Below are 26,677 nucleotides of genomic sequence, written 5' to 3'. Positions count from 1 at the left end.
TGTCGTGGCATCCCTACGCAGCGTGAGGCTTGGGGTTTCGCTTTCGAAAGAAAATGAACGGTCCGTGAATAGGAAAAGCTGGAAAAGGCAGGAGCCCCGCCACCCCGCCGATGCGGGGGAGCAGGGCTCCTTGGGTGCTGCTAGATCAGACCGCGCTGACGTTCTCGGCCTGCGGGCCCTTCGGGCCCTGCGTGACGTCGAAGGTCACGGCCTGGTTCTCCTCCAGGGAGCGGAAGCCAGACGCGTTGATCGCGGAGTAGTGAACGAAGACATCGGGGCCGCCGCCGTCCTGGGCGATGAAGCCGAAGCCCTTCTCGGCGTTGAACCACTTGACGGTTCCGGTAGCCATAAAGCCCTCCTTGGGCCAAAGGGTTGCCCTGCTCCAGAACCTGCAAGAAGTCTGAAAACTACAAAAGCCCGCGGTTACATGCTCCGCAGGCTCTGTACTGCAAGGGAAACCAAACTGCAACTTGCGGCGAGCTTAGCACGCTCCGTGTCCAAGGGGAAAGAGTCGAAGATCACGAATGCGCGGGGTTTCCGGGCCTCGCGGGACGGATAGGCACGCAGGTCGAGCCCGCGGGCCGCGAGTTTTCGGGCCATCCGGGTCACCCCGCCGCCGGTTCGCGGGAAGAGCGGCGCTAGCCTCCGGTTGTGGACAATTCACCGAGTTCCCCCTCGCGGAGTACACCGGACACCGCCGAAAGCGTCATCCCCGGCTCCCTGGGCCGCCGTGACAGACCGAGGGTCGGCCACATCCAGTACCTCAATTGCGTGCCGCTGTATTGGGGCCTCGCCAGGACCGGCTCGCTGCTCGACTTCGAGCTGACCAAGGCCGCCCCGGACACCCTCAACGACCTGCTCGTGGCGGGCGGCCTCGACATGGGCCCGATCAGCCTCGTGGAGTTCCTCCGCAACGCCGACGACCTGGTGGCGCTGCCCGACATCGCGGTGGGCTGCGACGGGCCCGTCATGTCGTGCGTGATCGTCTCGAAGGTGCCGCTGGAGCGGCTCGACAAGGCGCGCGTCGCCCTCGGCTCCGCCTCGCGCACCTCCGTACGCCTGGCCCAGCTGCTGCTGGCCGAGCGGTACGGGATCGAGCCCGACTACTACACCTGCCCGCCCGACCTCAGCCTGATGATGCAGGAGGCCGACGCGGGGGTGCTGATCGGCGACGCCGCGCTGCGGGCCAACCTCCACCACGCCCCGAAGCTGGGCCTCCAGGTCCATGACCTGGGGCAGATGTGGAAGGAGTGGACCGGCCTCCCCTTCGTCTTCGCCGTCTTCGCCGCCCGCCGCGAGTATCTGGAGCGTGAGCCGGAGATCGTGCGGGAGGTGCACCGGTCGTTCCTGGAGTCCCGGAACCTGTCCCTTGAGGAGTCGGGCAAGGTCGCCGAGCACGCGGCCCGCTGGGAGGACCTGGACGCGGCGGTGCTGGAGCGCTACTTCACCACCCTCGACTTCTCCCTGGGTACGAAGCAGCTGAAGGGCATCGCCGAGTTCGCCCGCCGGACCGGCCCGACGACCGGCTTCCCGGCGGACGTCCGGGTGGACCTGCTGGACGCCCCCGCCGCGAAGGGTTAGCCGACCGGGCTGGGTCCGTGTCGTGATGCCCGCCTAAGCTGGTCCGGCGCAGGCGATGGGGGAGGCACATGCATCCGCTGGGAGCGGAGGACCCGCAGGTCATCGGGGCGTACCGGCTGCTCGGACGGCTCGGCTCCGGCGGTATGGGCGTGGTGTACCTGGGCCGCAGTGCGGGCGGGCGCACGGTCGCGGTGAAGATGGTGCACGCGCACTTCGCGCTCGACGAGGAGTTCCGCGCGCGCTTCCGGCGCGAAGTCGACGCCGCGCGCCGGGTCGGTGGTTCCTGGACCGCGCCGGTCCTCGACGCCGACCCGGAGGCACGCATTCCGTGGGTGGCCACCGGCTATGTGGCGGGCCCCTCGCTCAGCCAGGCCATCAGCGACGAGGGCCCGCTGCCCGAGTCCTCGGTACGGGCCCTGGCCGCCGGTCTCGCGGAGGCGCTGGGCGCCGTCCACGGGCTGGCCCTGGTCCACCGCGACGTCAAGCCGTCCAATGTGCTGCTCGCCCTCGACGGCCCCCGGCTGATCGACTTCGGCATCGCCCGGGCCACCGAGGGCACCGTCTCGCTGACCTCGACCGGCGCGTCCATCGGCTCGCCCGGCTATATGGCGCCCGAGCAGATCCTCGGCCAGAACGTGAGCGGCCCGGCCGACATCTTCTCGCTGGGTGCCGTGCTGACGTACGCGGCCACCGGCGAGCAGCCCTTCCCCGGCGACAGCTCGGCCTCGCTGCTCTACAAGGTGGTCCACGAGGAGCCGCGGCTCGGGCCGGAGCTGACCGGTGAGCTGCGCGACGTCGTCGCCGAATGCCTGGCCAAGGACCCCGCGGACCGCCCCACCCCGGAGCAGATCGCGCGCCGCCTGGCCCCCGAAGACGGCGCCTCGGGGCTCGTACGGTCCGGCTGGCTGCCGGGGGTGCTGATCGAGCGGGTGAGCCGACAGGCGGTCGAACTGCTCGACCTGGAGGCGGACGCGGTGACGCCGCCGCCCTCGGCGACCCCGCCCGCCCTGCCCGCCACGCCCGGAACGCCCCCGTCCGGAACGCCCGTGCCCACCACGCCCGCATCCGGAACGCCCGTCCCCGGAACGCCCGTCCCTGGGACGTCCTCCGCATCGTCCGCGTCGGCCCCGCCCGCCCCCGTGCTGGGCGCGTTCGGCCCGCCGCCCGCGTCGTACGCGTACCCGCAACCGGGCCACGGCCCGGGCGACCCCGCGACCCCGCCGCCCAGCCAGCCGCAGAAGAGCGACGGCGGCGGGACGGGCGGTCGCGGCTTCGCGCTCTCCGCCGCGCTCGGCGGCAGGAAGCGGCCCAAGGCGCTCAGTTGTTCCCTGGTGCTGTCCGTCGCGGGCGCGCTCGCGGTCGCCACGACCGCCGTGGTCCTCTTCCAGGTGCTCCCCGGGTCCGGCGGCGGCGACGACGCGTCGGACAAGAGCGCCGCCACCCCCACCCACACGCCGTCCGACGCGGCGTCGAAGCCCGGCGGCTCGGATGTGCCCAAGGCGTTCCTCGGCACCTGGCAGGGCGACCTCACCTCCAAGAACGGCATCCCGGTCGGCACCATGACCATCACCTTCCAGCGCGGCTCCACCGGCCAGCAGGTCGCGTCGGGCCGGGTGAAGCTGTCCGTGCTGCGGTGCGACTTCACCTGGAAGCTGGTCTCCGCCTCGGCCAAGGAGCTGCACCTGGACGCCCGCTTCCGCGGCGACGAACCCCAGGAGGGGTGCAGCGACAGCTCGACGGACGAGCAGTACAGCCTCGGCTCCGACGGCACCCTGAAGTACCGGGCGAAGGACCCGCGGGCGGGCGATCCGACCGGCACCCTGCGCAGACTGGGCTGAGACGCGGGGGCGTACGCTGGGTCGGTCCGCCCGTACACCTCCGAAAGGGACGCCCCGGTGACCGCACACGCCACTCTTCAGGCAGTCCTCGACCGCGCTGCCGCCGGCGGGCGCATCACCCCGGAGGAGGCGCTGGACCTCTACCGGTCCGCGCCGCTGCACGCCCTGGGGGCCGCCGCCGACGCCGTACGCCGACGTCGCTACGCGGGTACCGAGCACATCGCGACGTACATCATCGAGCGGAACATCAACTACACCAACGTGTGCGTGACGGCGTGCCGGTTCTGCGCCTTCTACGCCGCGCCCAAGGACACCGCCAAGGGCTGGACCCGCGACCTCGACGACATCCTGCGGCGCTGCGCCGAGACCGTCGAGCTGGGCGGCACCCAGATCATGTTCCAGGGCGGCCACCACCCGGACTACGGCGTCGAGTACTACGAGAAGCACTTCTCGGCCATCAAGGAGGCGTACCCCCAGCTGGTGATCCACTCGCTGGGCGCCTCCGAGGTCGAGCACATGGCACGCATCTCGGACGTGCCGGTGGAGGAGGCGATCCGCCGCATCCACGCCGCGGGTCTGGACTCCTTCGCGGGCGCGGGCGCCGAGCTGCTGCCCGAGCGGCCGCGCAAGGCGATCGCCCCGCTGAAGGAGTCCGGCGAGCGGTGGCTGGAGATCATGGAGATCGCCCACAACCTCGGGGTCGAGTCCACCTCGACGATGCTCATGGGCACCGGTGAGACCAACGCCGAGCGGATCGAGCACCTGCGCATGATCCGCGACGTACAGGACCGGACGGGCGGCTTCCGCGCCTTCATCCCGTACACCTACCAGCCCGAGAACAACCACCTGAAGGGCCAGACGCAGGCCACCGTCTTCGAGTACCTGCGGATGATCGCGATCGCCCGGCTCTTCCTCGACAACGTGGCCCACATCCAGGGCTCCTGGCTGACCGTCGGCAAGGAGGCCGGGCAGCTGTCGCTGCACTACGGGGCGGACGACCTCGGCTCGGTGATGCTGGAGGAGAACGTGGTCTCCTCGGCCGGTGCCCGCCACCGCTCCAACCGGATGGAACTGCTCCACCTCATCCGCACGGCCGGGCGGGTGCCCGCGCAGCGCGCCACCACGTACGAGCACCTGGTGGTGCACGACGACCCGGCGAACGACCCGGTGGACGACCACGTCGTCTCGCACCTGTCCTCGACGGCGATCGACTCCGGCAAGGCCCACCCCGAGCTGAAGCTGATCGACGCCTCCTGATGCGCACGCTCCACGCCGCGCCGGAGGTCCGGTACGGCCTCGGCGAGGGCGCGGCCCCGCTGCGCGACGGCGCGGTCCTGGTCGACGGCGGCCGCATCGCCGCCATCGGCCCGCTGGAGGAGCTGCGGGCCGCGCATCCGCAGGCCCGGGTGCGGCAGTGGCCCGGCACCCTCGGCCCCGCCCTCGTCCACGACGGTCCGGTGCCCGACGCGCCGACGCCCCGGGAGCGCGTCCACGCCCTGCTGCGGCTGGGCGCGACGGCGGTCCTGGCGGAGCACGTCACCGACCCCGGGCTGCGCGCCGCCGCGATACGCAACGACGTCACCGTCCTCGACGAGGCCCGGCCGCCCTCCCTGGCCGAGGCCGACCGCGCCGATCTGGCGGTCTTCGGCGCGGACGGGGCCTGTCTGGCCACCGTGCTCGCCGGGCGCCTGGTGCACCGCCGCCGCTGACCCCCGCACGGAGCCGCGCGGCGCGAGGTGAACAATGGGCGGGTGACCCGAGCATCCCTGGACAAGCAGCCGCACGAAGTCGCCGCCATGTTCGACGACGTGGCGGCCAACTACGACCTGACCAACGACGTGCTGTCGCTCGGCCAGGCCCGGCTGTGGCGCAAGGCGGTCGCCCGCGCCGTCGACGCCCGCCCCGGGGACCGGGTGCTCGACCTCGCCGCCGGTACGGGCACCTCATCGCTGCCCTACGCGGCGGCCGGTGCGTACGTGGTGCCCTGCGACTTCTCGCTCGGCATGCTCCGCGAGGGCAAGCGCCGCCACCCGCGGCTGCCGCTGACGGCGGGCGACGCGACCCGGCTGCCCTTCGCCGACGGCACCTTCGACGCGGTGACGATCTCCTTCGGGCTGCGCAACGTGCGGGACACCGAGGGCGCGCTGCGCGAGATGCTGCGGGTGACCCGGCCGGGCGGGCGGCTGGTCATCTGCGAGTTCAGCCACCCCACCTGGGCGCCGTTCCGCACGGTCTACACCGAGTACCTGATGCGCGCGCTGCCGCCGGTCGCGACGGCGGTCAGCAGCAGCCCGGACGCGTACGTCTACCTCGCGGAGTCCATCCGCGCCTGGCCCGACCAGCCGCGGCTCGCCGCCCGGCTGCGCGAGGCGGGCTGGGCCCGCCCGGCCTGGCGCAACCTCACCGGCGGCGTCGTGGCCCTGCACCGGGCCACCCGCCCCTGACGCCACGGCGGCAGCCGTATCACAGGCTGAGTCACGGTCAGGGAGGCCCGCCCGTCGCAGGTGCCCGAGTACGCCCCCATAGACTGCACGTGTCCAGTGCCCGGCGCGACCGGCACGCTGTTACCCAGGCCACGGGAGACCCTGCGTGAGCGAGACCGCACCCACCGCGAGCGCCACCGGAAGCGCATCCTCCGGGATCTCGGAGCGCAGCGCCGATGTGATCGTCGTCGGCGCCGGACCGGCCGGTTCCACGACGGCGTACCACCTGGCCAAGTCGGGGCTCGACGTCCTGCTGCTGGAGAAGACCGCGTTCCCGCGCGAGAAGGTGTGCGGCGACGGGCTGACCCCGCGCGCGACCAAGCAGCTCGTCGCGATGGGCATCGACATCTCCGAGGAAGCGGGCTGGCTGCGCAACCGGGGCCTGCGGATCATGGGCGGTGGCGTACGGCTGGAGCTGGACTGGCCGGATCTGGCCGCGTACCCCGACTACGGCCTGGTGCGTAAGCGCGACGACTTCGACGACCAGCTCGCGCGGCAGGCCCAGAAGGCCGGGGCGCGGCTGTACGAGCGCTGCAACGTGGGCGCGCCGATCGTCGACGACCGCACCGGACGCATCACCGGCGTCGAGGCGAAGCTGGGCGAGGAGAAGACGCCCGTCACCTTCCACGCCCCGCTGGTCGTCGCCGCCGACGGCAACTCCACCCGGCTCTCCCTCGCGATGGGCCTGCACCGGCGCGAGGACCGCCCGATGGGCGTCGCGGTGCGCACGTACTTCACCTCGCCCCGCCACGACGACGACTACCTCGAATCCTGGCTGGAGTTGTGGGACCGGCGCGGCGCCGAGGACCGGCTGCTCCCCGGCTACGGCTGGATCTTCGGCATGGGCGACGGCACGAGCAACGTCGGCCTCGGGGTGCTCAACACCTCGAACTCCTTCAAGGAGCTGGACTGGCGCGAGATCCTCAAGGCGTGGTGCGCGTCCATGCCGGAGGAGTGGGGCTACACCCCGGACAACATGACAGGACCGATCCGCGGCGCGGCCCTCCCCATGGCCTTCAACCGGCAGCCGCACTACACCCGTGGGCTGCTGCTGGTCGGCGACGCGGGCGGCATGGTCAACCCGTTCAACGGCGAGGGCATCGCCTATGCGATGGAATCCGGGCAGATCGCGGCGGACGTGATCGTCCAGGCCCAGTCCCGCGCCACCCCGGCCCAGCGCGAGATGGCCCTCCGCCGCTATCCGCAGGTCCTCAAGGACGTGTACGGCGGCTACTACACGCTGGGCCGCGCGTTCGTGAAGCTGATCGGCAACCCGAAGGTGATGAAGCTGGCGACGCAGCGCGGGCTCACGCATCCGATGCTGATGCGCTTCACGCTGAAGCTGCTGGCCAACCTGACGGACCCGACGGGCGGCGACGCGATGGACCGCATCATCAACGGCCTGACGAAGGTGGCCCCGCGCGCCTGACGGGCCACGGCTTCAGGGCACGGCTTCAGGCCGCGTCGGGGCCCGAACTGGTGATCACACCGAACGGGGCGCCCGCCACGTCCGTCAGCCACGCCATCCGTCCGATTCCCTCCGACGTCATGGCGGGCATCAGCACGGACCCGCCCAGCTCCTGACCCTTCGCGACCACCCGGTCACAGTCCGCCACTTCGAAGTACGGCAGCCACTGCGGCGGCGTCGAATGCCCCTCCTGGAGCTGTGCGACGCCGCCGAATGTGCCGTCCTTGCCGCCGTCGGCCGTCGACAGGACGGTGTACGTCCCGCCGGGGAACGACATCTCCTCGGTCTCCCAGCCGAAGACGGTGCGGTAGAACGCGCGGGCCTCGGCCGGGTCGGGGGAGTGCAGCTCGGTCCAGCACAGCGAGCCGGGCTCGGTGACCGCCTCGAGACCGGCCGTCTTGCCGGGCTGCCAGACCGCGAACCGGGCGCCGCCGGGATCGGTGAACTGCCCCATCCGCCCCTCGTCGAAGACGTCGAACGGCTCGGCGCGCACCCGGCCGCCCGCCTGCTGGACGGAGCGCGCGGTGGCGTCGGCGTCGGGGGTGTGGAAGTACGGGGTCCAGGCGGACCTGGCCCCGGCGTCGGTGAGCGGGCCGAGGGCGGCGACGGTCTTGCGGTCATGGGTGAAGAAGCCGTATCCGCCCGCTTCGGGACCGGCCGACTCGAAGGACCAGCCCAGCAGCCCGCTGTAGAAGGCGCGGGCCGCCTCGGTGTCGGGGGCGCCGAGATCCAGCCAGTTGGGTGCGCCGGGGACGAAATCGGTGGTGAGCATGGCTGCTCCTTCAACGATCGTGCGCAAGGGGCTCATATGGTGCTCTGACGACAGTTCTCAGTCTGGCACCGGGCGGTCGCGCGGGCCCGCCGGCGGTGGTGACAATGAAGGTGAGGGGGCGCCGTGCGCGTCCGCCGCGGCGACGCCGGATCGATCGGGCCCACGGGCCGGTTCCGTTGCCGGTGGGCCTTTCAGGAGGTACGCCATGACGAAGGCCGCAGACATCATGCACCCGGGCGCGCAGTGGATTCCGGCGACGGAGAACCTGGAACGCGCCGCGCAGTTGATGCGCGATCTGGACGTGGGTGCGCTGCCCATCAGCGACAGCCAGGAGCGGCTGTGCGGCATTCTCACCGACCGCGACCTCGTCGTCGGCTGTGTGTCCCAGGGCCGCGATCCGTCCCGGATGACGGCGGGGGACCTCGCCAAGGGCACTCCGCGCTGGATCAGCTCGGACGCCGACGTCTCGGAGGTGCTGCGGGAGATGGAGGATCACCGGATCCGCAGGCTGCCGGTGATCGACAAGAACAAGCGGCTGGTCGGCATGATCAGCGAGGCGGACCTGGCCCGGCATCTCTCCGAGCACCAGATCGGGGAGTTCGTGGAGAAGGTCTACGCCACGTAGACAGGCGTGAGGCCGCCGTTCCGCTACGAGCGGCGAGGAACGGCGGCCCCATGGCCGAAAACAGCTGAGATCAGCTGGAGCGAGCCGGAGGCGGCTCTCAGGCGGCTCAGAGGACGCGCACGGCCCCGGTCGGCTGGTCGTAGTCCAGCGGACGCTCCACGATGCCCGTGCTCGGGTTCTGGGCGCCGATGAACTTGCCGTCGCCGATGTAGACGCCGACGTGGTACGCGCTGCCGGAGCTGCCCCAGTAGAGCAGGTCGCCCGCCTGGAGGTTGTCCAGCGACACCTGGGTGCCGACGGTGGACTGGTCCTGCGAGACCCGCGGCAGGTCGATGCCGACCTGCTTGAACGCGGCCTGCGTCAGGCTGGAGCAGTCGTACGAGGACGGGCCGCTGGCCCCGAGCACATACGCCTTGCCGAGCTGTGCCTTGAGGAAGCTGATCACCGAGGCGGCGTTGCCGGTGGCGTTGGAGACCGAGGTGGTGGACAGGGTGGCGCGCTCGGCGGAGCGGGACGCCTTCTCGGCCCGGGCCTCGGCGGCGCGCTTGGCGGCCGCGCGGCGGGCCTCGGCCTCGCGCTCCTTCTTGTCGGCCTCCGCCTTGGCCTTCTTGGCGGCGGTCTTGGCCTGAGCGGCGGCTTGGTCCTGCTGGGCCTGGAGCTCATAACCGGAAGCCGCCTGCTGGGTGGCGGCGGCCGTCTGGGCTGCCGTGTTCGCCAGCGTGTCGCTGACGGTCGGCATTTCGAGCGTCGCCTCGTGGGCGGCGGGCTCGGCGGCGGAGGCGGGCACCGCGGCGCCGGCCACCGCGAGGGTGAGGAAGCCACCGGTCACCCCTGCGCGGAGTGCACGCGTGGGAGCCGCGGCACGGCGGGGCTTCCGGTGGCTGGGTATGTGTGCGATCGGGGACATAGGTCACTGGGTACCAGGGCCCAAAGGCCCGGATCAACAAAAGTGGTCTGCACCACATTTGACGCGCACACGCCCAGAATCCGGGCTAAATGATCTTCATCGCGGGCGCCGATGCCATGTCCGAATTCCTCGATCATGTGTGTACGCATGGCATTTGGCGTCACGCGGTCACGGCGGGCGGCCTATCACCGATGCGGCCCGCATACCAAGGGTTCCCGTCAAATCGAGATCCACAACTCTTTCCGAGGTGGGATACCTCACTCGCTCGTGCCCATTTTGTGACGCTCGTGAACGGAGTCGCGAAGCGGTGGCCGAGTCGTGCGCGAGGGCGATCCGGATCACTGGACCGGATCGATGGCGGGTGGGGTCGAGTGCGGGGTCACCCATGCGGATGGGGGGGCAATATCAGCTGACGTCCCGCCTCTCAAATTTGCATGTATGTACCATATCTTGGTAGGGGCGCGACGCGCTCACCTGTGATGACGTCCTCGGTTGTCACCTCTCGTGACCGAATGGATGCTTCACGTACAAGATCACCGCTCATCCGACTTCATGATCCTTCGTCAGGTGGTGGAGATCACAAAGACGTTGGCGTACCCCGTGTCGCAGATCACAGACCGACGGGCATAAGATGCAGGCGCTACGGGCTTGTGAACTGCCTCACATGAGCACGATCTTCGTGGGGGGCGACGGCATGTCCGTGCGGTCCGCCAGCCAGTCATCGTCGACTGAAGGGAGCGAGGACGGTGAACGCATACGCGCCCATCCTCGTACTGGGAGCACTCGGGGCAGGCTTTGCGATCTTCTCGGTGGTCATGGCCGCGATCATCGGCCCCAAGCGCTACAACCGGGCCAAGCTCGAGGCGTACGAGTGCGGCATCGAGCCGACTCCGCATCCGGCCGGCGGTGGGCGCTTCCCCATCAAGTACTACCTGACGGCGATGCTCTTCATCGTCTTCGACATCGAGATCGTCTTCCTCTACCCCTGGGCCGTCACCTTCGACGCCCTGGGGCTGTTCGGGCTCGTGGAGATGCTCCTCTTCGTGCTCACCGTCTTCGTCGCCTACGCGTACGTCTGGCGGCGCGGCGGCCTGGAGTGGGACTGAGTGGGACTAAAGGGGCTCAAGGGGATCAAGGGGCTCAAGAGGAGATAGGGGAAACAGCGCATGGGTATCGAAGAGAAACTTCCGAGCGGGTTCCTGCTGACCACCGTCGAACAGGCCGCCGGGCTGGCCCGTAAGTCCTCCGTCTTCCCGGCCACCTTCGGCCTGGCCTGCTGCGCCATCGAGATGATGACGACGGGTGCCGGACGGTACGACCTCGCCCGCTTCGGCATGGAAGTCTTCCGCGGCTCGCCCCGGCAGGCCGATCTGATGATCGTCGCCGGGCGGGTCAGCCAGAAGATGGCCCCGGTGCTGCGGCAGGTCTACGACCAGATGCCGAACCCGAAGTGGGTCATCTCGATGGGCGTGTGCGCCTCCAGCGGCGGCATGTTCAACAACTACGCGATCGTGCAGGGCGTCGACCACATCGTCCCCGTCGACATCTATCTGCCCGGCTGCCCGCCGCGTCCCGAGATGCTCATGGACGCGATCCTCAAGCTGCACCAGAAGATCCGCGAGGAGAAGCTCGGCGTGAACCGCGAGCGCGCGGCCCGTGAGGCGGAGGAAGCGGCGATGAAGGCGCTCCCGACGATCGAGATGAAGGGGCTGCTGAGGTGACAGCGAACGGTAACGGGGTCAATCCCGAGAAGGACCTCAACGCCGAGAACCTCCCCGGCCACCGCGGTGACCAGGGCGAGGCCATCCGCGTCCAGCGCGGCATGTTCGGCGCCAACAACGGCGGCGACACCACCGGCTACGGCGGCCTGGTGCGCCCCGTACGGCTGCCGGGCCAGGCGTCCCGCCCGTACGGGGGCTGGTTCGACGAGGTCGCCGACGAGCTGGAGGGCGCGCTGGAGGAGCAGGACCTGCTCCCGGACAACGCGATCGAGAAGACCGTCGTGGACCGCGACGAGATCACCTTCCACATCGCCCGCGAACATCTGCCGAGGGTCGCCAGGACCCTGCGCGACGACCCGGCGCTCCGCTTCGAGCTGTGCACGGGCGTCAGCGGCGTCCACTTCCCCGGCGACAAGGGCCGTGAGCTGCACGCCGTCTACCACCTGCGGTCGATCACCCATAACCGGGTGATCCGGCTGGAGGTGAGCGCCCCGGACGGCGATCCGCACATCCCGTCGATCGTCGACGTCTATCCGACCAACGACTGGCACGAGCGGGAGACCTACGACTTCTTCGGCATCGTCTTCGACGGTCACCCCGCGCTCACGCGGATCATGATGCCGGACGACTGGCAGGGCTTCCCGCAGCGCAAGGACTACCCGCTCGGCGGCATCCCCGTCGAGTACAAGGGCGCCCAGATCCCGGCTCCGGACCAGCGGAGGTCGTACAGCTGATGTCTGCTACCCACGCGAACCCCTCCTCCGCCTCCGCGCGCGAGACCACCGAGGGCACCGTCTACACCGTCACCGGCGGCGACTGGGACGAGGTCGTGGCCGCGGCGGCGAAGGCCGACGACGAGCGGATCATCGTCAACATGGGTCCGCAGCACCCCTCCACCCACGGGGTGCTCCGGCTGATCCTGGAGATCGACGGCGAGACGGTCACCGAGGCCCGCTGCGGAATCGGTTATCTGCACACCGGTATCGAGAAGAACCTCGAATTCCGGAACTGGACGCAGGGCACCACGTTCGTGACGCGCATGGACTATCTGACGCCCTTCTCCAACGAGGCGGCGTACTGCCTGGGCGTCGAGAAGCTGCTCGGCATCGAGGACCAGATCCCGGACCGCGCCTCCATCATCCGGGTGCTGATGATGGAGCTGAACCGGATCTCCTCCCATCTGGTGTGCATCGCCACCGGCGGCATGGAGCTGGGCGCGACCACCGTCATGATCTACGGCTTCCGCGACCGCGAACTCGTCCTGGACCTCTACGAGCTGATCACCGGCCTGCGGATGAACCACGCGTACATCCGGCCCGGCGGCCTCGCCCAGGATCTGCCGCCCGGCGCGGTCGACCAGATCCGCGCGTTCCTGAAGACGATGCGCAAGAACCTGGTCGAGTACGACAAGCTCGCGACCGGGAACCCGATCTTCAAGGCGCGCCTTCAGGACGTCGGCTACCTCGACCTCGCGGGCTGCATGGCGCTCGGCGTGACCGGCCCGATACTGCGTTCCACCGGGCTGCCGCACGATCTGCGCAAGGCCCAGCCGTACTGCGGCTATGACAGCTACGACTTCGAGGTGCCGACCGCCGACACCTGCGACGCGTACGGGCGCTTCCTGATCCGGCTGGAGGAGATGCGCCAGTCGCTGCGGATCGTCGAACAGTGCCTGGACCGGCTGGAGCCCGGGCCGGTGATGGTCGCGGACAAGAAGATCGCCTGGCCCGCGCAGCTCGCGCTCGGAGCGGACGGGCTCGGCAACTCCCTGGACCACATCAAGAACATCATGGGCACCTCGATGGAGGCCCTGATCCACCACTTCAAGCTGGTGACCGAGGGGTTCCGGGTCTCGCCGGGACAGACCTACGTGGCCGTCGAGTCACCCAAGGGCGAACTGGGCGTGCACATGGCCAGCGACGGCGGCACCCGGCCGTACCGGGTCCACTTCCGCGATCCGTCGTTCACCAATCTCCAGGCCGTGGCGGCCATGTGCGAGGGCGGCCAGGTCGCCGACGTGATCGTCGCCGTCGCCTCTATCGACCCCGTGATGGGAGGTGTCGACCGGTGACCGACGTTTCCCTGGGGATGCCGCAGCTGCCGGCCCCCGACTACCCGGCCGAGGTGCGGTCCCGGCTCGAGGCGGACGCCGCGGAGGTGATCGCCCGCTACCCGGACAGCCGCAGCGCCCTGCTGCCGCTGCTGCACCTGGTGCAGTCCGAGGAGGGCCATGTCACCCGCACCGGCATCCAGTTCTGCGCCGAGGTGCTGGACCTGACCACCGCCGAGGTCACCGCGGTCGCCACCTTCTACACGATGTACCGCCGCAAGCCCTCGGGCGACTACCAGGTCGGGGTGTGCACCAACACCCTGTGCGCGGTGATGGGCGGGGACGCGATCTACGAGGAGCTCCAGCACCATCTGGAGCTGGGCAACGGGGAGACCACCGGCGACGGCAAGGTCACCCTGGAGCACATCGAGTGCAACGCGGCCTGCGACTTCGCCCCCGTGGTGATGGTCAACTGGGAGTTCTTCGACAACCAGACCGTCGACTCCGCCAAGCGGCTGGTCGACGACCTCAGGGCGGGCCGCGAGGTCACCCCGACCCGTGGCGCGCCGCTGTGCACGTTCAAGGAGACCGCGCGCATCCTCGCCGGTTTCCCCGACCCGCGCCCCGGGGCCGTCGAGGCCGGTGGTTCCGCGGGGCCCGCCTCGCTCACCGGGCTGCGGCTCGCCAAGGGCGAGGAGACGCCCGGCCGGGTCGTCTCGCCGCGGCACGGGGGCGCACCGCAGGACGAGACGCCGCCGACGCATCCCAGTTCGCACGACGCGCCGCAGCGGACCTCGGCCTCCGATCCGCACCACCCGGCAGGTCCGGCCGCCGAGGAGGGGGAGTGATGACCGTGACGACCGAGCGATCCGAGCACAGCCCCGAGAAGCTGCTGGCACCCGTGCTCTCCGCGCACTGGGACGAGGCGAACTCCTGGTCCCTGCGCGCCTATCTGCGGCACGAGGGCTACGAGGGCAGCGCCAAGGCGCTCGCCATGGACCCCGACGCCGTGATCGCGCTGGTGAAGGACGCCGGACTGCGCGGCCGCGGCGGCGCGGGCTTCCCCACCGGAATGAAGTGGCAGTTCATTCCGCAGGGCGACGGCAAGCCGCACTACCTCGTCGTCAACGCCGACGAGTCGGAACCGGGCACCTGCAAGGACATCCCCCTTCTCTACGCCAACCCGCACGCCCTCATCGAGGGCATGGTCATCGCCTGCCACGCCATCCGCTCCGAACACGCCTTCATCTATCTGCGCGGTGAGACCGTGCCGGTGCTGCGGCGGCTGCACGAGGCCGTGCGCGAGGCGTACGAGGCGGGCTACCTGGGCACGGCCGAGCGGCGAAGGCAGAAGCTCGGGGTGGATGGGCTTCCCGGTCTCGACATCACGGTGCACGCGGGCGCGGGCGCGTACATCTGCGGTGAGGAGACCGCACTGCTGGACTCGCTGGAGGGGCGCCGTGGCCAGCCCCGGCTGCGGCCTCCCTTCCCCGCGGTCGCCGGTCTGTACGCGTGCCCCACTGTTGTCAACAACGTCGAATCCATCGCCTCGGTTCCCTCGATCCTGAACAAGGGCAAGGAATGGTTCCGTTCGATGGGCAGCGAGAAGTCCCCGGGCTTCACGCTCTACTCGCTGTCCGGCCATGTGGCCAGCCCCGGCCAGTTCGAGGGCCCGCTCGGGATCACCCTGCGCCAGCTGCTCGACATGAGCGGCGGCATGCGCCCCGGCCACCGGCTGAAGTTCTGGACGCCCGGCGGCTCGTCCACCCCGCTGCTCACCGAGGAGCACCTGGACGTCCCCCTGGACTACGAGGGTGTCGGCGCGGCCGGGTCGATGCTGGGCACCAAGGCGCTCCAGTGCTTCGACGAGACCACCTGCGTGGTGCGGGCGGTGACCCGCTGGACCGAGTTCTACGCGCATGAATCCTGCGGCAAGTGCACACCCTGCCGCGAGGGCACGTACTGGCTGGTGCAGCTGCTGCGCGACATCGAGGCGGGCAAGGGGCGGATGTCCGACCTCGACAAGCTGGCCGACATCGCAGACAACATCAACGGCAAGTCGTTCTGCGCGCTGGGCGACGGCGCCGCCAGCCCCATCTTCTCCTCGCTCAAGTACTTCCGCGCGGAGTACGAGCAGCACATCACCGGCGGAGGCTGTCCCTTCGACCCGGCCAAGTCCACCGTCTGGGCCGACGAACCGCGCACCACTCTGGGGGTGACCGCATGACCGTGACCACCAACGCACCCTCGGGAGGCGGGGAGGCGGCGGTGCCGCGAGAAGATCTGGTCTCCGTGACCATCGACGGGATCGAGATCTCCGTCCCGAAGGGGACGCTGGTCATCCGCGCCGCCGAACTCCTCGGGATCGAGATCCCGCGCTTCTGCGACCACCCGCTGCTCGACCCCGCGGGCGCCTGCCGCCAGTGCATCGTCGAGGTGGAGGGCCAGCGCAAGCCGATGGCCTCCTGCACCATCACCTGCACCGACGGCATGGTCGTGAAGACCCAGCTCACCTCGCCGGTCGCCGAGAAGGCGCAGCGCGGGGTGATGGAGCTGCTGCTGATCAACCACCCGCTGGACTGCCCGGTCTGCGACAAGGGCGGCGAATGCCCGCTCCAGAACCAGGCGATGAGCGCGGGACAGGCCGACAGCCGGTTCGAGGGCCAGAAGCGCACGTTCGCCAAGCCCGTCCCGATCTCGGCCCAGGTGCTGCTGGACCGCGAGCGCTGTGTGCTGTGCGCGCGCTGCACCCGCTTCTCCAACCAGATCGCGGGCGACCCGATGATCGAGCTGCTGGAACGCGGCGCGCTCCAGCAGGTCGGCACCGGCGAGGGCGACCCGTTCGAGTCGTACTTCTCCGGCAACACCATCCAGATCTGCCCGGTGGGCGCGCTCACCTCGGCCGCGTACCGCTTCCGCTCCCGCCCCTTCGACCTGGTCTCCTCGCCGAGCGTGTGCGAGCACTGCGCGGGCGGCTGCGCGACCCGCACCGACCACCGGCGCGGCAAGGTCATGCGGCGGCTGGCCGCCGACGACCCCGAGGTCAACGAGGAGTGGATCTGCGACAAGGGGCGGTTCGGCTTCCGCTACGCCCAGCTTCCCGACCGGCTCAGCACCCCGCTGGTGCGGAACCCGGAGTCGGGGAAGCTGGAACCGGCGGGCTGGCCCGAGGCCCTGGTCGCGGCGGCCGAGGGGCTGGCCGCGGCGCGCGGCCGCACCGGCGTGCTGACCGGCGGCCGGCTGACGGTGGAGGACGCGTACGCGTACGCCAAGTTCGCGCGGACCGTCCTGGAGACCAACGACATCGACTTCCGGGCCCGCGCCCACAGCGACGAGGAGGCCGACTTCCTGGCCGCCCACATCGCGGGCCGCGGCCGTGACCTGGACGGCAGCGGACTGACGTACGCCACGCTGGAGAAGGCACCGGCGGTGCTGCTCGTCGGGTTCGAGTCCGAGGAGGAGGCGCCCGGGGTCTTCCTGCGGCTGCGCAAGGCGCACCGCAAGCACGGCCAGCGCACCTTCTCCCTCGCCACCCACACCACCCGGGGCCTTGAGAAGGCCGGCGGCACCCTGCTGCCGGCCGCGCCCGGCACCGAGACCGAGTGGCTGGACGCGATCGCGGGACGCACGGGTCTGGACGAGGACGGTGAGCGGGCCGCCGACGCGCTGCGCCAGGAGGGCGCGGTCATCGTCGTCGGCGAGCGGCTGGCTTCGGTGGCGGGCGGACTGACCGCCGCCGTACGGGCCGCGGCCGCCACCGGCGCCACGCTCGCGTGGATTCCGCGCCGGGCCGGTGAGCGGGGCGCGATCGAGGCGGGCGCGCTGCCCGGGCTGCTGCCCGGCGGCCGCCCGGCGCACGACCCGCGGGCCCGCGAGGAGACCGCAGCGGTGTGGGGGACGTCCGATCTGCCGCACCAGGTGGGCCGCGACACCGGCCAGATCGTGGAGGCCGCGGCGACCGGCGGGCTCGGCGCGCTGCTGGTCGGCGGGGTCGAGGTGGCGGACCTGCCCGATCCGGCGCGGGCCGTGGCCGCCCTGGACGCGGCGGAGTTCGTGGTCAGCCTGGAGCAGCGGCCCTCGGAGGTCACCGAGCGGGCGGACGTGGTACTTCCGGTCGCGGCGGCCGTCGAGAAGTCCGGCACGTTCCTCAACTGGGAGGGCCGGGCCCGGCCGTTCGAGGCCGCGCTCAAACCCGACCAGATGACCCGCCGTCACACCCTCCCGGACGCCCGGGTGCTGCACATGCTGGCCGACGCGCTCGATGCGGACCTGGGCCTGCCGGACGTGGCGGCCGCCCGCGCCGAGCTGACCCGGCTCGGCACCTGGCAGGGGCTGCGCGCCACCGCCCCGCTGGAGACCGGGGGCCCGCTGCCCCGGCCCGCCGAGGGCGAGGCGGTGCTCGCCGGGCACCGGCTGCTGCTCGACCAGGGACGGCTCCAGGAGGGCGATCCGGCGCTGGCGGGGACCCGGCACGCCGCGGTGGCCCGGCTCTCGGAGGCGACCGCCGAGGAGGCCGGGGTGCGCGACGGACAGCCGCTCCGCGTCACAGGACCGGCCGGTTCCGTCCAGCTGCCCCTGTGCGTGACGCCGATGCCCGACCGGGTCGTCTGGCTGCCGCTGAACTCCACCGGCGGCGGTGCGCAGCGCGATCTGGGGGCCCGCCCCGGTGACGTCGTCACGATCACCGCAGCTGCTTCAGAGCCGGAGGTGTCTCTATGAGCGACGCACGTGCGGCCGCCGGGCCGCGGATGGTCACGAAAGGCGCGCCTCTGCGCCGCGCGGGCGACCGTGACATGAGCTGCTGGCGCAGCGGGGCGAATGAAAGGGGCGCGGCATGAGGTATCTCGCCGCAGAGGATCTGTCGATGTTCGGCCAGGACCCGTGGTGGCTGGTCCTGATCAAGGCCGTCTTCTGCTTCGCGTTCCTGATGCTGACCGTGCTGATCTCCATCGTCATGGAGCGCAAGGTGATGGGCTGGATGCAGCTGCGCATCGGCCCGAACCGGCACGGCCCCTGGGGCATGCTCCAGTCCCTCGCGGACGGCGTGAAGCTGATGCTCAAGGAGGACGTGGTCGTCAAGGGCGCCGACAAGGTGGTCTACGTCCTGGCGCCGATCGTCGCGGCCATCCCGGCCTTCATGGCGGTCGCGGTGATCCCGTTCGGCCCGTCCGGCGGCGAGGTGTCGGTCTTTGGTCACCGCACCGCGATGCAGCTGACCGATCTGCCGATCGCCGTCCTCTACATCCTCGCCACCGCCTCGGTCGGCATCTACGGCATCGTGCTGGCGGGCTGGTCGTCCGGGTCGACGTATCCGCTCCTCGGCGGCCTGCGCTCCTGTGCCCAGATGATCAGCTACGAGATCGCGATGGGCGTGTCCTTCGCGGCGGTGTTCCTCTACTCCGGGTCGATGTCGACCTCGCAGATCGTCGCCTCCCAGCAGGACCGCTGGTACGTGGTGCTGCTCCCGGTCTCGTTCCTCATCTACATCGTGGCGATGGTCGGGGAGACCAACCGGGCGCCGTTCGACATGCCGGAGTCCGAGGGCGACCTGGTGGGCGGCTTCAACACCGAGTACTCGTCGATCAAGTTCGCGCTGTTCATGCTCGCCGAGTACGTCAACATGGTCACCGTCTCGATGGTCGCCGTGACCCTCTTCCTCGGCGGCTGGCGGGCACCCTGGCCCATCAGCACCTTCTGGGAGGGCGCCAACCACGGCTGGTGGCCGCTGCTGTGGTTCATCGGCAAGGTCGTCTCGTCGCTGTTCGTCTTCATCTGGATCCGCGCCTCGCTCCCGCGCGTGCGCTACGACCAGTTCATGAAGCTGGGCTGGAAGGTCCTCATCCCGATCTCGATGGTCTGGCTGATGCTGGTCGCCACCGTGCGGGCGCTGCGCAACGAGAACTACGACAACCAGTCGATCGTGCTGTACGTCGGCGGCGCGGTGATCACGCTGCTGCTGCTGTCCTTCGTCGTCGACGTCTTCCGCGACCGCGGGGCGGCCGCGAAGGGCGGGGCCGGAGCGGCGGAGGAGGGCCCCGAGCCCGCGTTCGACCCGATGGCGGGCGGATTCCCGGTGCCGCCGCTGCCCGGCCAGTCCCTGCCGCCCGTACCGCGACGGCGCTCCCGACAGGACCGGGAGCTGATTGTCAGTGGTGGCCCCGACACTGTAAGTGACGGAAAGGAGGCCGATGGTGTCTGACTTCCAGAACCCGGTGGCCGGCTTCGGCGTGACCTTCAAGGCCATGTTCAAGAAGCGGCTGACCGAGCAGTACCCCGAGGAGAAGAAGCCCACCGCGCCCCGCTTCCACGGACGTCACCAGCTCAACCGGCATCCGGACGGGCTGGAGAAGTGCATCGGATGCGAGCTGTGCGCCTGGGCCTGCCCGGCGGACGCGATCTATGTGGAGGGTGCGGACAACACCGAGGAGGAGCGCTACTCCCCGGGCGAGCGCTACGGCCGCGTCTACCAGATCAACTATCTGCGCTGCATCCTGTGCGGCCTGTGCGTCGAGGCGTGTCCCACCCGGGCGCTGACCATGACCAATGACTACGAGCTGGCCGACCGCACCCGCGAATCGCTCATCTACACCAAGGAGGAGCTGCTCGCGGGCCTCGAGGAGGGCATGGTCGACAGCCCGCACGCCATCTACCCCGGGATGGACGAGCAGGACTACTACCGGGGCCTGGTGACCGAGGCCGCGCCGGGGACCACCCGGCAGACCGCGGTCAGCAAGGGGGAGACGCCCGAGCCGCCGGAGGCTTCCGAGGAGGACGGCGAGCAGGCCGAAGAGGGGGTGCAGGCATGAGCGGCGCTCTGGCCGCGGCGGCCTCCACCACCTCCACAGGAGAGGCCGTCCAGTTCTGGGTGCTCGGCACGGTCGCGGTGATCGGCGCGCTGTGCACGATCCTGATGCGCAAGGCCGTGCACAGCGCACTGAGCCTGGCCGGCACCATGATCGTCCTGGCGGTCTTCTACCTCGCCAACGGGGCGTATTTCCTGGGCGTCGTCCAGATCGTCGTCTACACCGGCGCGATCATGATGCTCTTCCTCTTCGTCGTGATGCTCGTCGGCGTCACCGCGGCCGATTCGCTGAAGGAGACCCTGAAGGGGCAGCGCTGGCTCGCCGCCCTGTGCGGGATCGGCTTCGGCATCCTGCTGTGCGCCGGAATCGGGAACGCGTCGCTGAAGACGTTCACCGGGCTGGGGCAGGCCAACTCCGGCGGCAATGTGGAGGGCCTGGCGGCCCTCGTCTTCACCAAGTACGTCTTCGCGTTCGAGATCACCGGCGCGCTGCTGATCACCGCGGCGGTCGGCGCGATGGTGCTGACCCACCGCGAGCGCACCGAGCGCGCGCGCAGCCAGCGCGAGCAGTCCGAGGCGCGGGTGCGCACCGGCAAGCACGTCCCGCCGCTGCCCGCCCCCGGCGTGTACGCCCGGCACAACGCGGTGGACATCCCCGGTCTGCTGCCCGACGGGACGACCTCCGACCTGAGCGTCAACGCGACGCTGCGCGCCCGCGGCCAGGTCCGGGACGTCTCCGGGGAGGCGCTGGCGGAACTGGCGGCGCTGGAGCAGCGCTCGGAGCGCTGGCTCGGGCGGCGTAAGCCCGAAGACGGCGCCGCCACCGGTGAGGACGCCGACAGCGCTTCCGACGACGCCGAGCACCACAAGGGAGTCGCCAAGTGAATCCGGTCAACTACCTCTACCTGGCCGCCCTGTTGTTCACCATCGGTGCGGCCGGGGTCGTGATCCGGCGGAACGCGATCGTCCTCTTCATGTGCGTCGAGCTGATGCTGAACGCGTGCAACCTCGCGTTCGTCACCTTCTCCCGGCTGCACGGCAACCTCGACGGCCAGATCATCGCGTTCTTCACGATGGTCGTCGCGGCGGCGGAGGTCGTGGTCGGCCTCGCGATCATCGTGACCGTCTTCCGCTCCCGCCATTCGGCCTCGGTCGACGACGCCAGCCTGATGAAGCTCTAGAAGGGGTCGCGTTCAAGTGGAGAACCTCATCGGATTGCTCGTCGCGGCCCCGCTGCTCGGCGCGGCCCTGCTGCTGTGCGGGGGGCGGCGGCTGGACCGCACGGGCCACTACCTCGGCACGGTGCTCGCGGGCGCCTCCTTCGTGATCGGAGCCGTGCTCTTCGCCGACATGCTGGGCCGGAGCGAGCACGACCGCGCCCTGCACAGCCAGGTCTTCAGCTGGATTCCGGTGGGCGGCTTCCGCGCGGACGTCGCCTTCCAGCTCGACCAGTTGTCGATGACCTTCGTCCTGCTGATCTCGGGCGTGGGCACGCTGATCCACATCTATTCCATCGGCTACATGGCGCACGACGAGCGGCGCCGCCGCTTCTTCGGCTATCTCAATCTCTTCCTCGCGGCCATGCTGCTGCTCGTCCTCGCCGACAACTACCTGCTGCTGTACGTCGGCTGGGAGGGCGTCGGTCTCGCCTCGTACCTGCTCATCGGCTTCTGGCAGCACAAGCCGAGCGCGGCGACGGCGGCGAAGAAGGCGTTCATCGTCAACCGCGTCGGCGACATGGGCCTGTCCATCGCGATCATGCTGATGTTCACGACGTTCGGGTCCTTCGCCTTCGCCCCCGTGCTGGCGAACGCGACCGACGCGAGCGAGGGCAAGCTCACCGCCATCGGGCTGATGCTGCTCCTCGCCGCGTGCGGCAAGTCGGCCCAGGTGCCGCTCCAGTCCTGGCTCGGCGACGCGATGGAGGGCCCGACCCCGGTCTCGGCCCTGATCCACGCGGCGACCATGGTGACCGCGGGCGTCTACCTGATCACCCGCTCCGGCGCGATCTTCAACGCGGCGCCCGACGCACAGGCCGCCGTGGTCGCGGTCGGCGCGGTCACGCTGCTCTTCGGTGCGATCGTCGGTTGCGCGAAGGACGACATCAAGAAGGCCCTGGCCGGGTCGACCATGTCGCAGATCGGCTACATGATCCTGGCCGCAGGGCTGGGCCCGATCGGCTATGTCTTCGCGATCATGCACCTGGTCACCCACGGCTTCTTCAAGGCGGGGCTGTTCCTCGGCGCCGGGTCGGTCATGCACGGCATGAACGACGAGGTCGACATGCGCAAGTACGGGGCCTTGAGGAAGTACATGCCGGTCACCTTCGTCACCTTCGGGCTCGGCTACCTCGCCATCATCGGCTTCCCGGGGCTCTCCGGCTTCTGGTCCAAGGACAAGATCATCGAGGCGGCCTTCGCCAAGGGCGGCACCGAGGGCTGGATCCTCGGCGGCGCGGCCCTGCTGGGCGCGGCCATCACCGCGTACTACATGACCCGCGTGATGCTGATGACCTTCTTCGGTGAGAAGCGGTGGGAGCGCGACGCCCAGGGCAACGAGCCGCATCCGCACGAGTCGCCCTCGTCCATGACGATCCCCATGATCGTCCTGGCGGTCGGATCGGTCTTCGCGGGCGGTCTGTTCAGCCTGAACGACGCGTTCCTGAAGTGGCTGGAGCCGGTCACCGGCCACAGCCACGGCGACTCTCCGCTCAGCGCGGCGACCGTCACCGCCGGGACGATGGTCGTCCTGGTCATCGGCGTCGCCCTCGCCTGGGCGCAGTACGGGCGCAAGCCCGTGCCGCGCACCGCGCCGCGCGGCTCCCTGCTCACCCGGGCCGCCCGCCGCGACCTGCTCCAGGACGACTTCAACCATGTCGCGCTCGTCCAGCCAGGGCGCTACCTCACCCGCGGCCTGGTCTACGTCGACCACAAGCTGGTCGACGGCGTGGTCAACGGCACCGCGGCCGGAGTCGGCGGACTCTCCGGCCGATTGCGCAAGCTCCAGAACGGCTACGCCCGTACGTACGCGGTCTCGATGTTCGGCGGTACGGCGGTGCTCATCGCCGCGACCCTGCTGATGAGGGCGGTCTGAGTCATGTCCTTTCCCCTGCTGACGGCCACGGCCGCGGTGCCCGCGCTGGGCGCGGTCGTCACCGCCGCGGTGCCCGCCGCCCAGCGTGCCGCCGCCAAGTGGGTGGCGCTGGCCTTCTCCCTGCTCACCCTCGCCCTCGCGGCGGTCGTCGCGGTGCGCTTCGACCCCGGAGGCGCCCGCTTCCAGCTCACCGAATCCCACGCCTGGATCAAGGACTTCGGGGTCCGCTACGAACTGGGCGTGGACGGCATCGCGGTCGCCCTGATCGCGCTCACCGCCGTGCTCATCCCCTTCATCATCCTGGCGGGCTGGCATGACGCCGATCCGCTGGAGGGCGCCCGGCCCAACCGCCGCTGGCGGCCCACCCAGGGCTTCTTCGCGCTGATCCTGCTGGTCGAGGCGATGGTGGTGATCTCCTTCGAGGCCACCGATGTCTTCCTCTTCTACATCTTCTTCGAAGCCATGCTCATCCCGATGTACTTCCTCATCGGTGGCTTCGGGGACCGGGCCGGGGAGCGGTCCGAGGAGGAGACGGCGACCCAGCGCTCCTACGCCGCCGTGAAGTTCCTGCTGTACAACCTGGCGGGCGGACTGATCATGCTGGCCGCGGTGGTCGGGCTCTACGCGGTCACCGCCGACGACCTGGGCACCGGCACCTTCTCGCTCCAGCAGATCGTGGACGCCCGGGCGAGCGGCCAGCTCCACATCGGCACCGGCATCGAGCGGCTGCTGTTCCTCGGCTTCTTCTTCGCCTTCGCGGTGAAGGCGCCGCTGTGGCCGCTGCACACCTGGCTGCCCAACGCGATGGGCGAGTCCACCTCACCCGTCGCCGTGCTGATCACCGCGGTCGTCGACAAGGTCGGCACGTTCGCGATGCTCCGCTTCTGCCTCCAGCTCTTTCCCGAGGCCAGCAAGTGGGCCACCCCGGTGATCCTGGTGCTCTCGCTCATCAGCATCATCTACGGCGCGCTGCTGGCGATCGGCCAGCGGGACATCAAGCGGCTGATCGCCTACGCCTCGATCTCCCACTTCGGCTTCATCATCCTCGGCATCTTCGCCATGACCACCCAGGGCCAGGGCGGCGCGACCCTCTACATGGTCAACCACGGCATCTCGACCGCCGCGCTGATGCTGGTCGCCGGATTCCTCATCACCCGGCGCGGCTCCCGGCTCATCGCCGACTACGGCGGTGTGCAGAAGGTCGCCCCGGTGCTCGCGGGCACCTTCCTGATCGGCGGTCTGGCCACCCTCTCGCTGCCCGGGCTCGCACCCTTCATCAGTGAGTTCCTGGTCCTCGTCGGCGCGTTCAGCCGCTATCCGGCCGCCGGCATCGTCGCCACCGTCGGCATCGTGCTCGCCGCGCTGTACGTCCTGATCCTCTACCAGCGCACCATGACCGGCCCGGTGAAGGAGGAGGTGCGGTCCATGCCCGATCTGCGGCCGCGCGAACTGCTCGTCGTCGCGCCGCTGATCGCGCTGCTGCTCTTCCTCGGCGTCTACCCCAAGCCGCTGACGGAGATCGTCAACCCGGCGGTCGACCACACGCTGTCCGTGGTGGACGAGAAGGATCCCAAGCCCGCTCACCCCGTCACCGACGCGGGCTGGTTCCACTACAGCCCCAAGCCCGAGGGCGCGTCCCACGACGGTGCTTCCGGAGGTGCCAAGTGACCCACGCGGCCACTGTCCACAGCCTGTGGACGACAGCGGCGGCGGCGCCCGACAAGATCCCCGCGCCGCACATCGAGTACGGGCAGCTGGCGCCCACCCTGATCGTGCTCGGCGCCGCGATCGTCGGCGTGCTGATCGAGGCGTTCCTGCCGCGCGCCCAGCGGTACGCGGCGCAGCTGTTCGTCTCCGTCGTCTCCCTCGCCGCGGCCTTCGCGGCCGTCATCGGCCTCGCCGCGAGCGACTACGGCACGGGCAAGGCCCATGTCGCGGCCATGGGCGCCATCGCCATCGACGGGCCCGCGCTCTTCCTCCAGGGGACCATCCTGCTGGTCGCGCTCGTCTCGGTGTTCACCTTCGCCGAGCGGCGGCTCGACCCGGTCGTCCACGGCAACCGCGTCGACAACTTCGCGGCCCAGGCGGCCGCGGTACCCGGCGGCGACGCCGAAAAGGCCGCTGTCAAGGCCGGGTTCACCACCACCGAGGTCTTCCCGCTGGTCCTCTTCGCGGTGGGCGGCATGCTCGTCTTCCCCGCCGCGAACGATCTGCTGACCCTCTTCGTGGCGCTGGAGGTCTTCTCCCTCCCGCTGTACGTCCTGTGCGCGCTCGCCCGGCGGCACCGGATGCTCTCCCAGGAGTCCGCCGTCAAGTACTTCCTGCTCGGCGCCTTCTCCTCGGCCTTCCTGCTCTTCGGGATCGCCCTGCTGTACGGGTACGCGGGCACCGTGAGCTACGCCGGTATCGCCGACGTCGTGGGCGGCCAGGTCCGCAACGTCACCCCGGCGCTCGCCGGGACCATGGGCAACGACGCGCTGCTGCTCATCGGCGGGGCGCTGGTGCTGATGGGGCTGCTGTTCAAGATCGGCGCCGTGCCGTTCCACATGTGGACCCCCGACGTCTACCAGGGCGCACCCACCCCGGTCACCGGCTTCATGGCCGCGGCCACCAAGGTGGCGGCCTTCGGCGCGCTGCTGCGGCTGCTGTACGTCGTCCTGCCGGGGCTGCGGTGGGACTGGCGGCCGGTCATGTGGGGCGTCGCCATCGTCACCATGCTGGGCGGCGCGATCGTCGCCGTCACCCAGACCGATGTGAAGCGGCTCCTCGCCTACTCCTCCATCGCCCACGCCGGGTTCATCCTCGCCGGTGTCATCGCCACCACCCCCGAGGGCATCTCGTCCGTCCTCTTCTACCTCGCCGCGTACTCCTTCGTGACCCTCGGCGCCTTCGCCGTCGTCACCCTGGTGCGCGACGCGGGCGGCGAGGCCACCCACCTGTCGAAGTGGGCCGGGCTCGGCCGCCGTTCGCCCCTGGTGGCCGCCGTCTTCGCGGTCTTCCTGCTGGCCTTCGCCGGTATCCCGCTGACCAGTGGTTTCGCGGGGAAGTTCGCGGTCTTCAAGGCGGCGGCCGACGGGGGTGCGGGGGCGCTGGTCGTGGTCGGTGTGATCTCGTCGGCGATCGCGGCCTTCTTCTACATCCGGGTCATCGTGCTGATGTTCTTCAGCGAACCCCGCACGGACGGGCCGTCCGTGGCCGTCCCGAGCCCTCTGACCTCGTCGGCCATCGCGATCGGCGTCGCCGTCACGGTCGTGCTGGGCGTGGCGCCGCAGTACTTCCTGGACCTGGCGGGCCAGGCGGGCGTCTTCGTCCGCTAGCCGCCCCCTGGCCAACCCCG

Annotated in this window: 24 protein-coding genes; 21 read left to right on the top strand and 3 right to left on the bottom strand. The window is 70.3% G+C overall.

The window, feature by feature from the left end; genetic code table 11:
* Positions 1–145 precede the first annotated feature (145 nt).
* The gene (locus ACH4TL_RS38610; RefSeq protein ID WP_009715975.1) at positions 146–349 is read right to left on the bottom strand and encodes a cold-shock protein; all 204 of its coding nucleotides are present in this window, start codon (positions 347–349) and stop codon (positions 146–148) included.
* Between the two features lie 359 nt (positions 350–708).
* Between ACH4TL_RS38610 and ACH4TL_RS38605 the strand changes: the two genes are divergently transcribed.
* The 6 genes from ACH4TL_RS38605 (at position 709) to ACH4TL_RS38580 (ending at position 7,331) form a co-directional block, all read left to right on the top strand.
* On the top strand, positions 709–1,581 hold the full coding sequence (locus ACH4TL_RS38605; RefSeq protein ID WP_398325480.1) for a menaquinone biosynthetic enzyme MqnA/MqnD family protein: 873 nt from the start codon (positions 709–711) through the stop codon (positions 1,579–1,581).
* A gap of 68 nt (positions 1,582–1,649) precedes the next feature.
* The gene (locus tag ACH4TL_RS38600; protein ID WP_398325268.1) at positions 1,650–3,419 is read left to right on the top strand and encodes a serine/threonine-protein kinase; all 1,770 of its coding nucleotides are present in this window, start codon (positions 1,650–1,652) and stop codon (positions 3,417–3,419) included.
* Positions 3,420–3,476: 57 nt separating this feature from the next.
* Positions 3,477–4,676: a cyclic dehypoxanthinyl futalosine synthase gene (gene mqnC / locus ACH4TL_RS38595; RefSeq protein ID WP_398325265.1), complete on the top strand. Its 1,200-nt coding sequence runs from the start codon at positions 3,477–3,479 to the stop codon at positions 4,674–4,676.
* Positions 4,676–5,128, top strand: coding sequence for an imidazolonepropionase-like domain-containing protein (locus ACH4TL_RS38590; RefSeq protein WP_398325262.1), 453 nt, complete (start codon positions 4,676–4,678; stop codon positions 5,126–5,128). Before mqnC ends, ACH4TL_RS38590 begins: the two co-directional genes overlap by 1 nt.
* 42 nt (positions 5,129–5,170) lie before the next feature.
* Positions 5,171–5,863: a demethylmenaquinone methyltransferase gene (locus ACH4TL_RS38585; RefSeq protein WP_398325259.1), complete on the top strand. Its 693-nt coding sequence runs from the start codon at positions 5,171–5,173 to the stop codon at positions 5,861–5,863.
* Positions 5,864–6,008: 145 nt separating this feature from the next.
* Positions 6,009–7,331: a geranylgeranyl reductase family protein gene (locus ACH4TL_RS38580; protein ID WP_398325256.1), complete on the top strand. Its 1,323-nt coding sequence runs from the start codon at positions 6,009–6,011 to the stop codon at positions 7,329–7,331.
* Between the two features lie 25 nt (positions 7,332–7,356).
* Here the strand turns inward: ACH4TL_RS38580 and ACH4TL_RS38575 are convergent, their stop codons facing one another.
* A complete protein-coding gene (locus ACH4TL_RS38575; RefSeq protein WP_398325254.1) occupies positions 7,357–8,142 on the bottom strand; it encodes a VOC family protein in 786 nt (261 codons plus the stop codon).
* 205 nt (positions 8,143–8,347) lie between these two features.
* Here ACH4TL_RS38575 and ACH4TL_RS38570 point away from each other — a divergent pair, with 205 nt between their 5' ends.
* Positions 8,348–8,767, top strand: a complete 420-nt coding sequence (locus ACH4TL_RS38570; RefSeq protein WP_398325251.1) for a CBS domain-containing protein — start codon at positions 8,348–8,350, stop codon at positions 8,765–8,767.
* 106 nt (positions 8,768–8,873) lie between these two features.
* Here ACH4TL_RS38570 and ACH4TL_RS38565 read toward each other — a convergent pair whose 3' ends face one another.
* Positions 8,874–9,674 (bottom strand): C40 family peptidase, encoded by an 801-nt coding sequence (locus tag ACH4TL_RS38565; protein ID WP_398325247.1) that lies wholly within the window; start codon positions 9,672–9,674, stop codon positions 8,874–8,876.
* 746 nt (positions 9,675–10,420) lie between these two features.
* Here ACH4TL_RS38565 and ACH4TL_RS38560 point away from each other — a divergent pair.
* The 14 genes from ACH4TL_RS38560 to nuoN all read left to right on the top strand — a co-directional run bounded on the left by ACH4TL_RS38560 (position 10,421) and on the right by nuoN (position 26,657).
* Positions 10,421–10,780: an NADH-quinone oxidoreductase subunit A gene (locus ACH4TL_RS38560; protein WP_398325244.1), complete on the top strand. Its 360-nt coding sequence runs from the start codon at positions 10,421–10,423 to the stop codon at positions 10,778–10,780.
* 60 nt (positions 10,781–10,840) lie between these two features.
* Complete coding sequence (locus ACH4TL_RS38555) at positions 10,841–11,395, top strand: NADH-quinone oxidoreductase subunit B family protein (protein WP_055555975.1); 555 nt, start codon at positions 10,841–10,843, stop codon at positions 11,393–11,395.
* Complete coding sequence (locus ACH4TL_RS38550; RefSeq protein ID WP_398325239.1) at positions 11,392–12,129, top strand: NADH-quinone oxidoreductase subunit C; 738 nt, start codon at positions 11,392–11,394, stop codon at positions 12,127–12,129. The genes ACH4TL_RS38555 and ACH4TL_RS38550 overlap by 4 nt, the downstream gene beginning before the upstream one ends.
* On the top strand, positions 12,129–13,466 hold the full coding sequence (locus tag ACH4TL_RS38545; protein ID WP_398325236.1) for an NADH-quinone oxidoreductase subunit D: 1,338 nt from the start codon (positions 12,129–12,131) through the stop codon (positions 13,464–13,466). Before ACH4TL_RS38550 ends, ACH4TL_RS38545 begins: the two co-directional genes overlap by 1 nt.
* Positions 13,467–13,483: 17 nt before the next feature.
* Complete coding sequence (gene nuoE / locus ACH4TL_RS38540) at positions 13,484–14,293, top strand: NADH-quinone oxidoreductase subunit NuoE (RefSeq protein WP_398325477.1); 810 nt, start codon at positions 13,484–13,486, stop codon at positions 14,291–14,293.
* On the top strand, positions 14,293–15,672 hold the full coding sequence (nuoF, locus tag ACH4TL_RS38535; protein ID WP_398325233.1) for an NADH-quinone oxidoreductase subunit NuoF: 1,380 nt from the start codon (positions 14,293–14,295) through the stop codon (positions 15,670–15,672). Before nuoE ends, nuoF begins: the two co-directional genes overlap by 1 nt.
* Positions 15,669–18,164 (top strand): NADH-quinone oxidoreductase subunit G, encoded by a 2,496-nt coding sequence (locus ACH4TL_RS38530; protein ID WP_398325230.1) that lies wholly within the window; start codon positions 15,669–15,671, stop codon positions 18,162–18,164. Before nuoF ends, ACH4TL_RS38530 begins: the two co-directional genes overlap by 4 nt.
* A 115-nt stretch (positions 18,165–18,279) precedes the next feature.
* On the top strand, positions 18,280–19,644 hold the full coding sequence (gene nuoH / locus ACH4TL_RS38525) for an NADH-quinone oxidoreductase subunit NuoH (protein ID WP_398325227.1): 1,365 nt from the start codon (positions 18,280–18,282) through the stop codon (positions 19,642–19,644).
* Positions 19,634–20,251, top strand: a complete 618-nt coding sequence (gene nuoI, locus ACH4TL_RS38520) for an NADH-quinone oxidoreductase subunit NuoI (RefSeq protein WP_398325224.1) — start codon at positions 19,634–19,636, stop codon at positions 20,249–20,251. Before nuoH ends, nuoI begins: the two co-directional genes overlap by 11 nt.
* Positions 20,248–21,132 carry an NADH-quinone oxidoreductase subunit J gene (locus ACH4TL_RS38515; protein WP_398325221.1) on the top strand — a complete coding sequence of 295 codons (885 nt, stop codon included), beginning with the start codon at positions 20,248–20,250 and terminating at the stop codon, positions 21,130–21,132. The genes nuoI and ACH4TL_RS38515 overlap by 4 nt, the downstream gene beginning before the upstream one ends.
* A complete protein-coding gene (gene nuoK / locus ACH4TL_RS38510) occupies positions 21,129–21,428 on the top strand; it encodes an NADH-quinone oxidoreductase subunit NuoK (protein ID WP_009715954.1) in 300 nt (99 codons plus the stop codon). Before ACH4TL_RS38515 ends, nuoK begins: the two co-directional genes overlap by 4 nt.
* A 16-nt stretch (positions 21,429–21,444) precedes the next feature.
* Complete coding sequence (gene nuoL, locus ACH4TL_RS38505) at positions 21,445–23,340, top strand: NADH-quinone oxidoreductase subunit L (RefSeq protein WP_398325218.1); 1,896 nt, start codon at positions 21,445–21,447, stop codon at positions 23,338–23,340.
* A 3-nt stretch (positions 23,341–23,343) separates the two neighbouring features.
* Positions 23,344–25,008, top strand: a complete 1,665-nt coding sequence (locus tag ACH4TL_RS38500) for an NADH-quinone oxidoreductase subunit M (RefSeq protein ID WP_398325215.1) — start codon at positions 23,344–23,346, stop codon at positions 25,006–25,008.
* A complete protein-coding gene (gene nuoN, locus ACH4TL_RS38495; protein ID WP_398325212.1) occupies positions 25,005–26,657 on the top strand; it encodes an NADH-quinone oxidoreductase subunit NuoN in 1,653 nt (550 codons plus the stop codon). Before ACH4TL_RS38500 ends, nuoN begins: the two co-directional genes overlap by 4 nt.
* The last annotated feature ends 20 nt before the right edge of the window (positions 26,658–26,677 follow it).

This window comes from Streptomyces sp. NPDC021115, assembly GCF_044333065.1.
In the GTDB taxonomy this organism is placed as follows: Bacteria; Actinomycetota; Actinomycetes; order Streptomycetales; family Streptomycetaceae; genus Streptomyces.
This window is presented reverse-complemented; position numbering and strand designations above follow the sequence as displayed.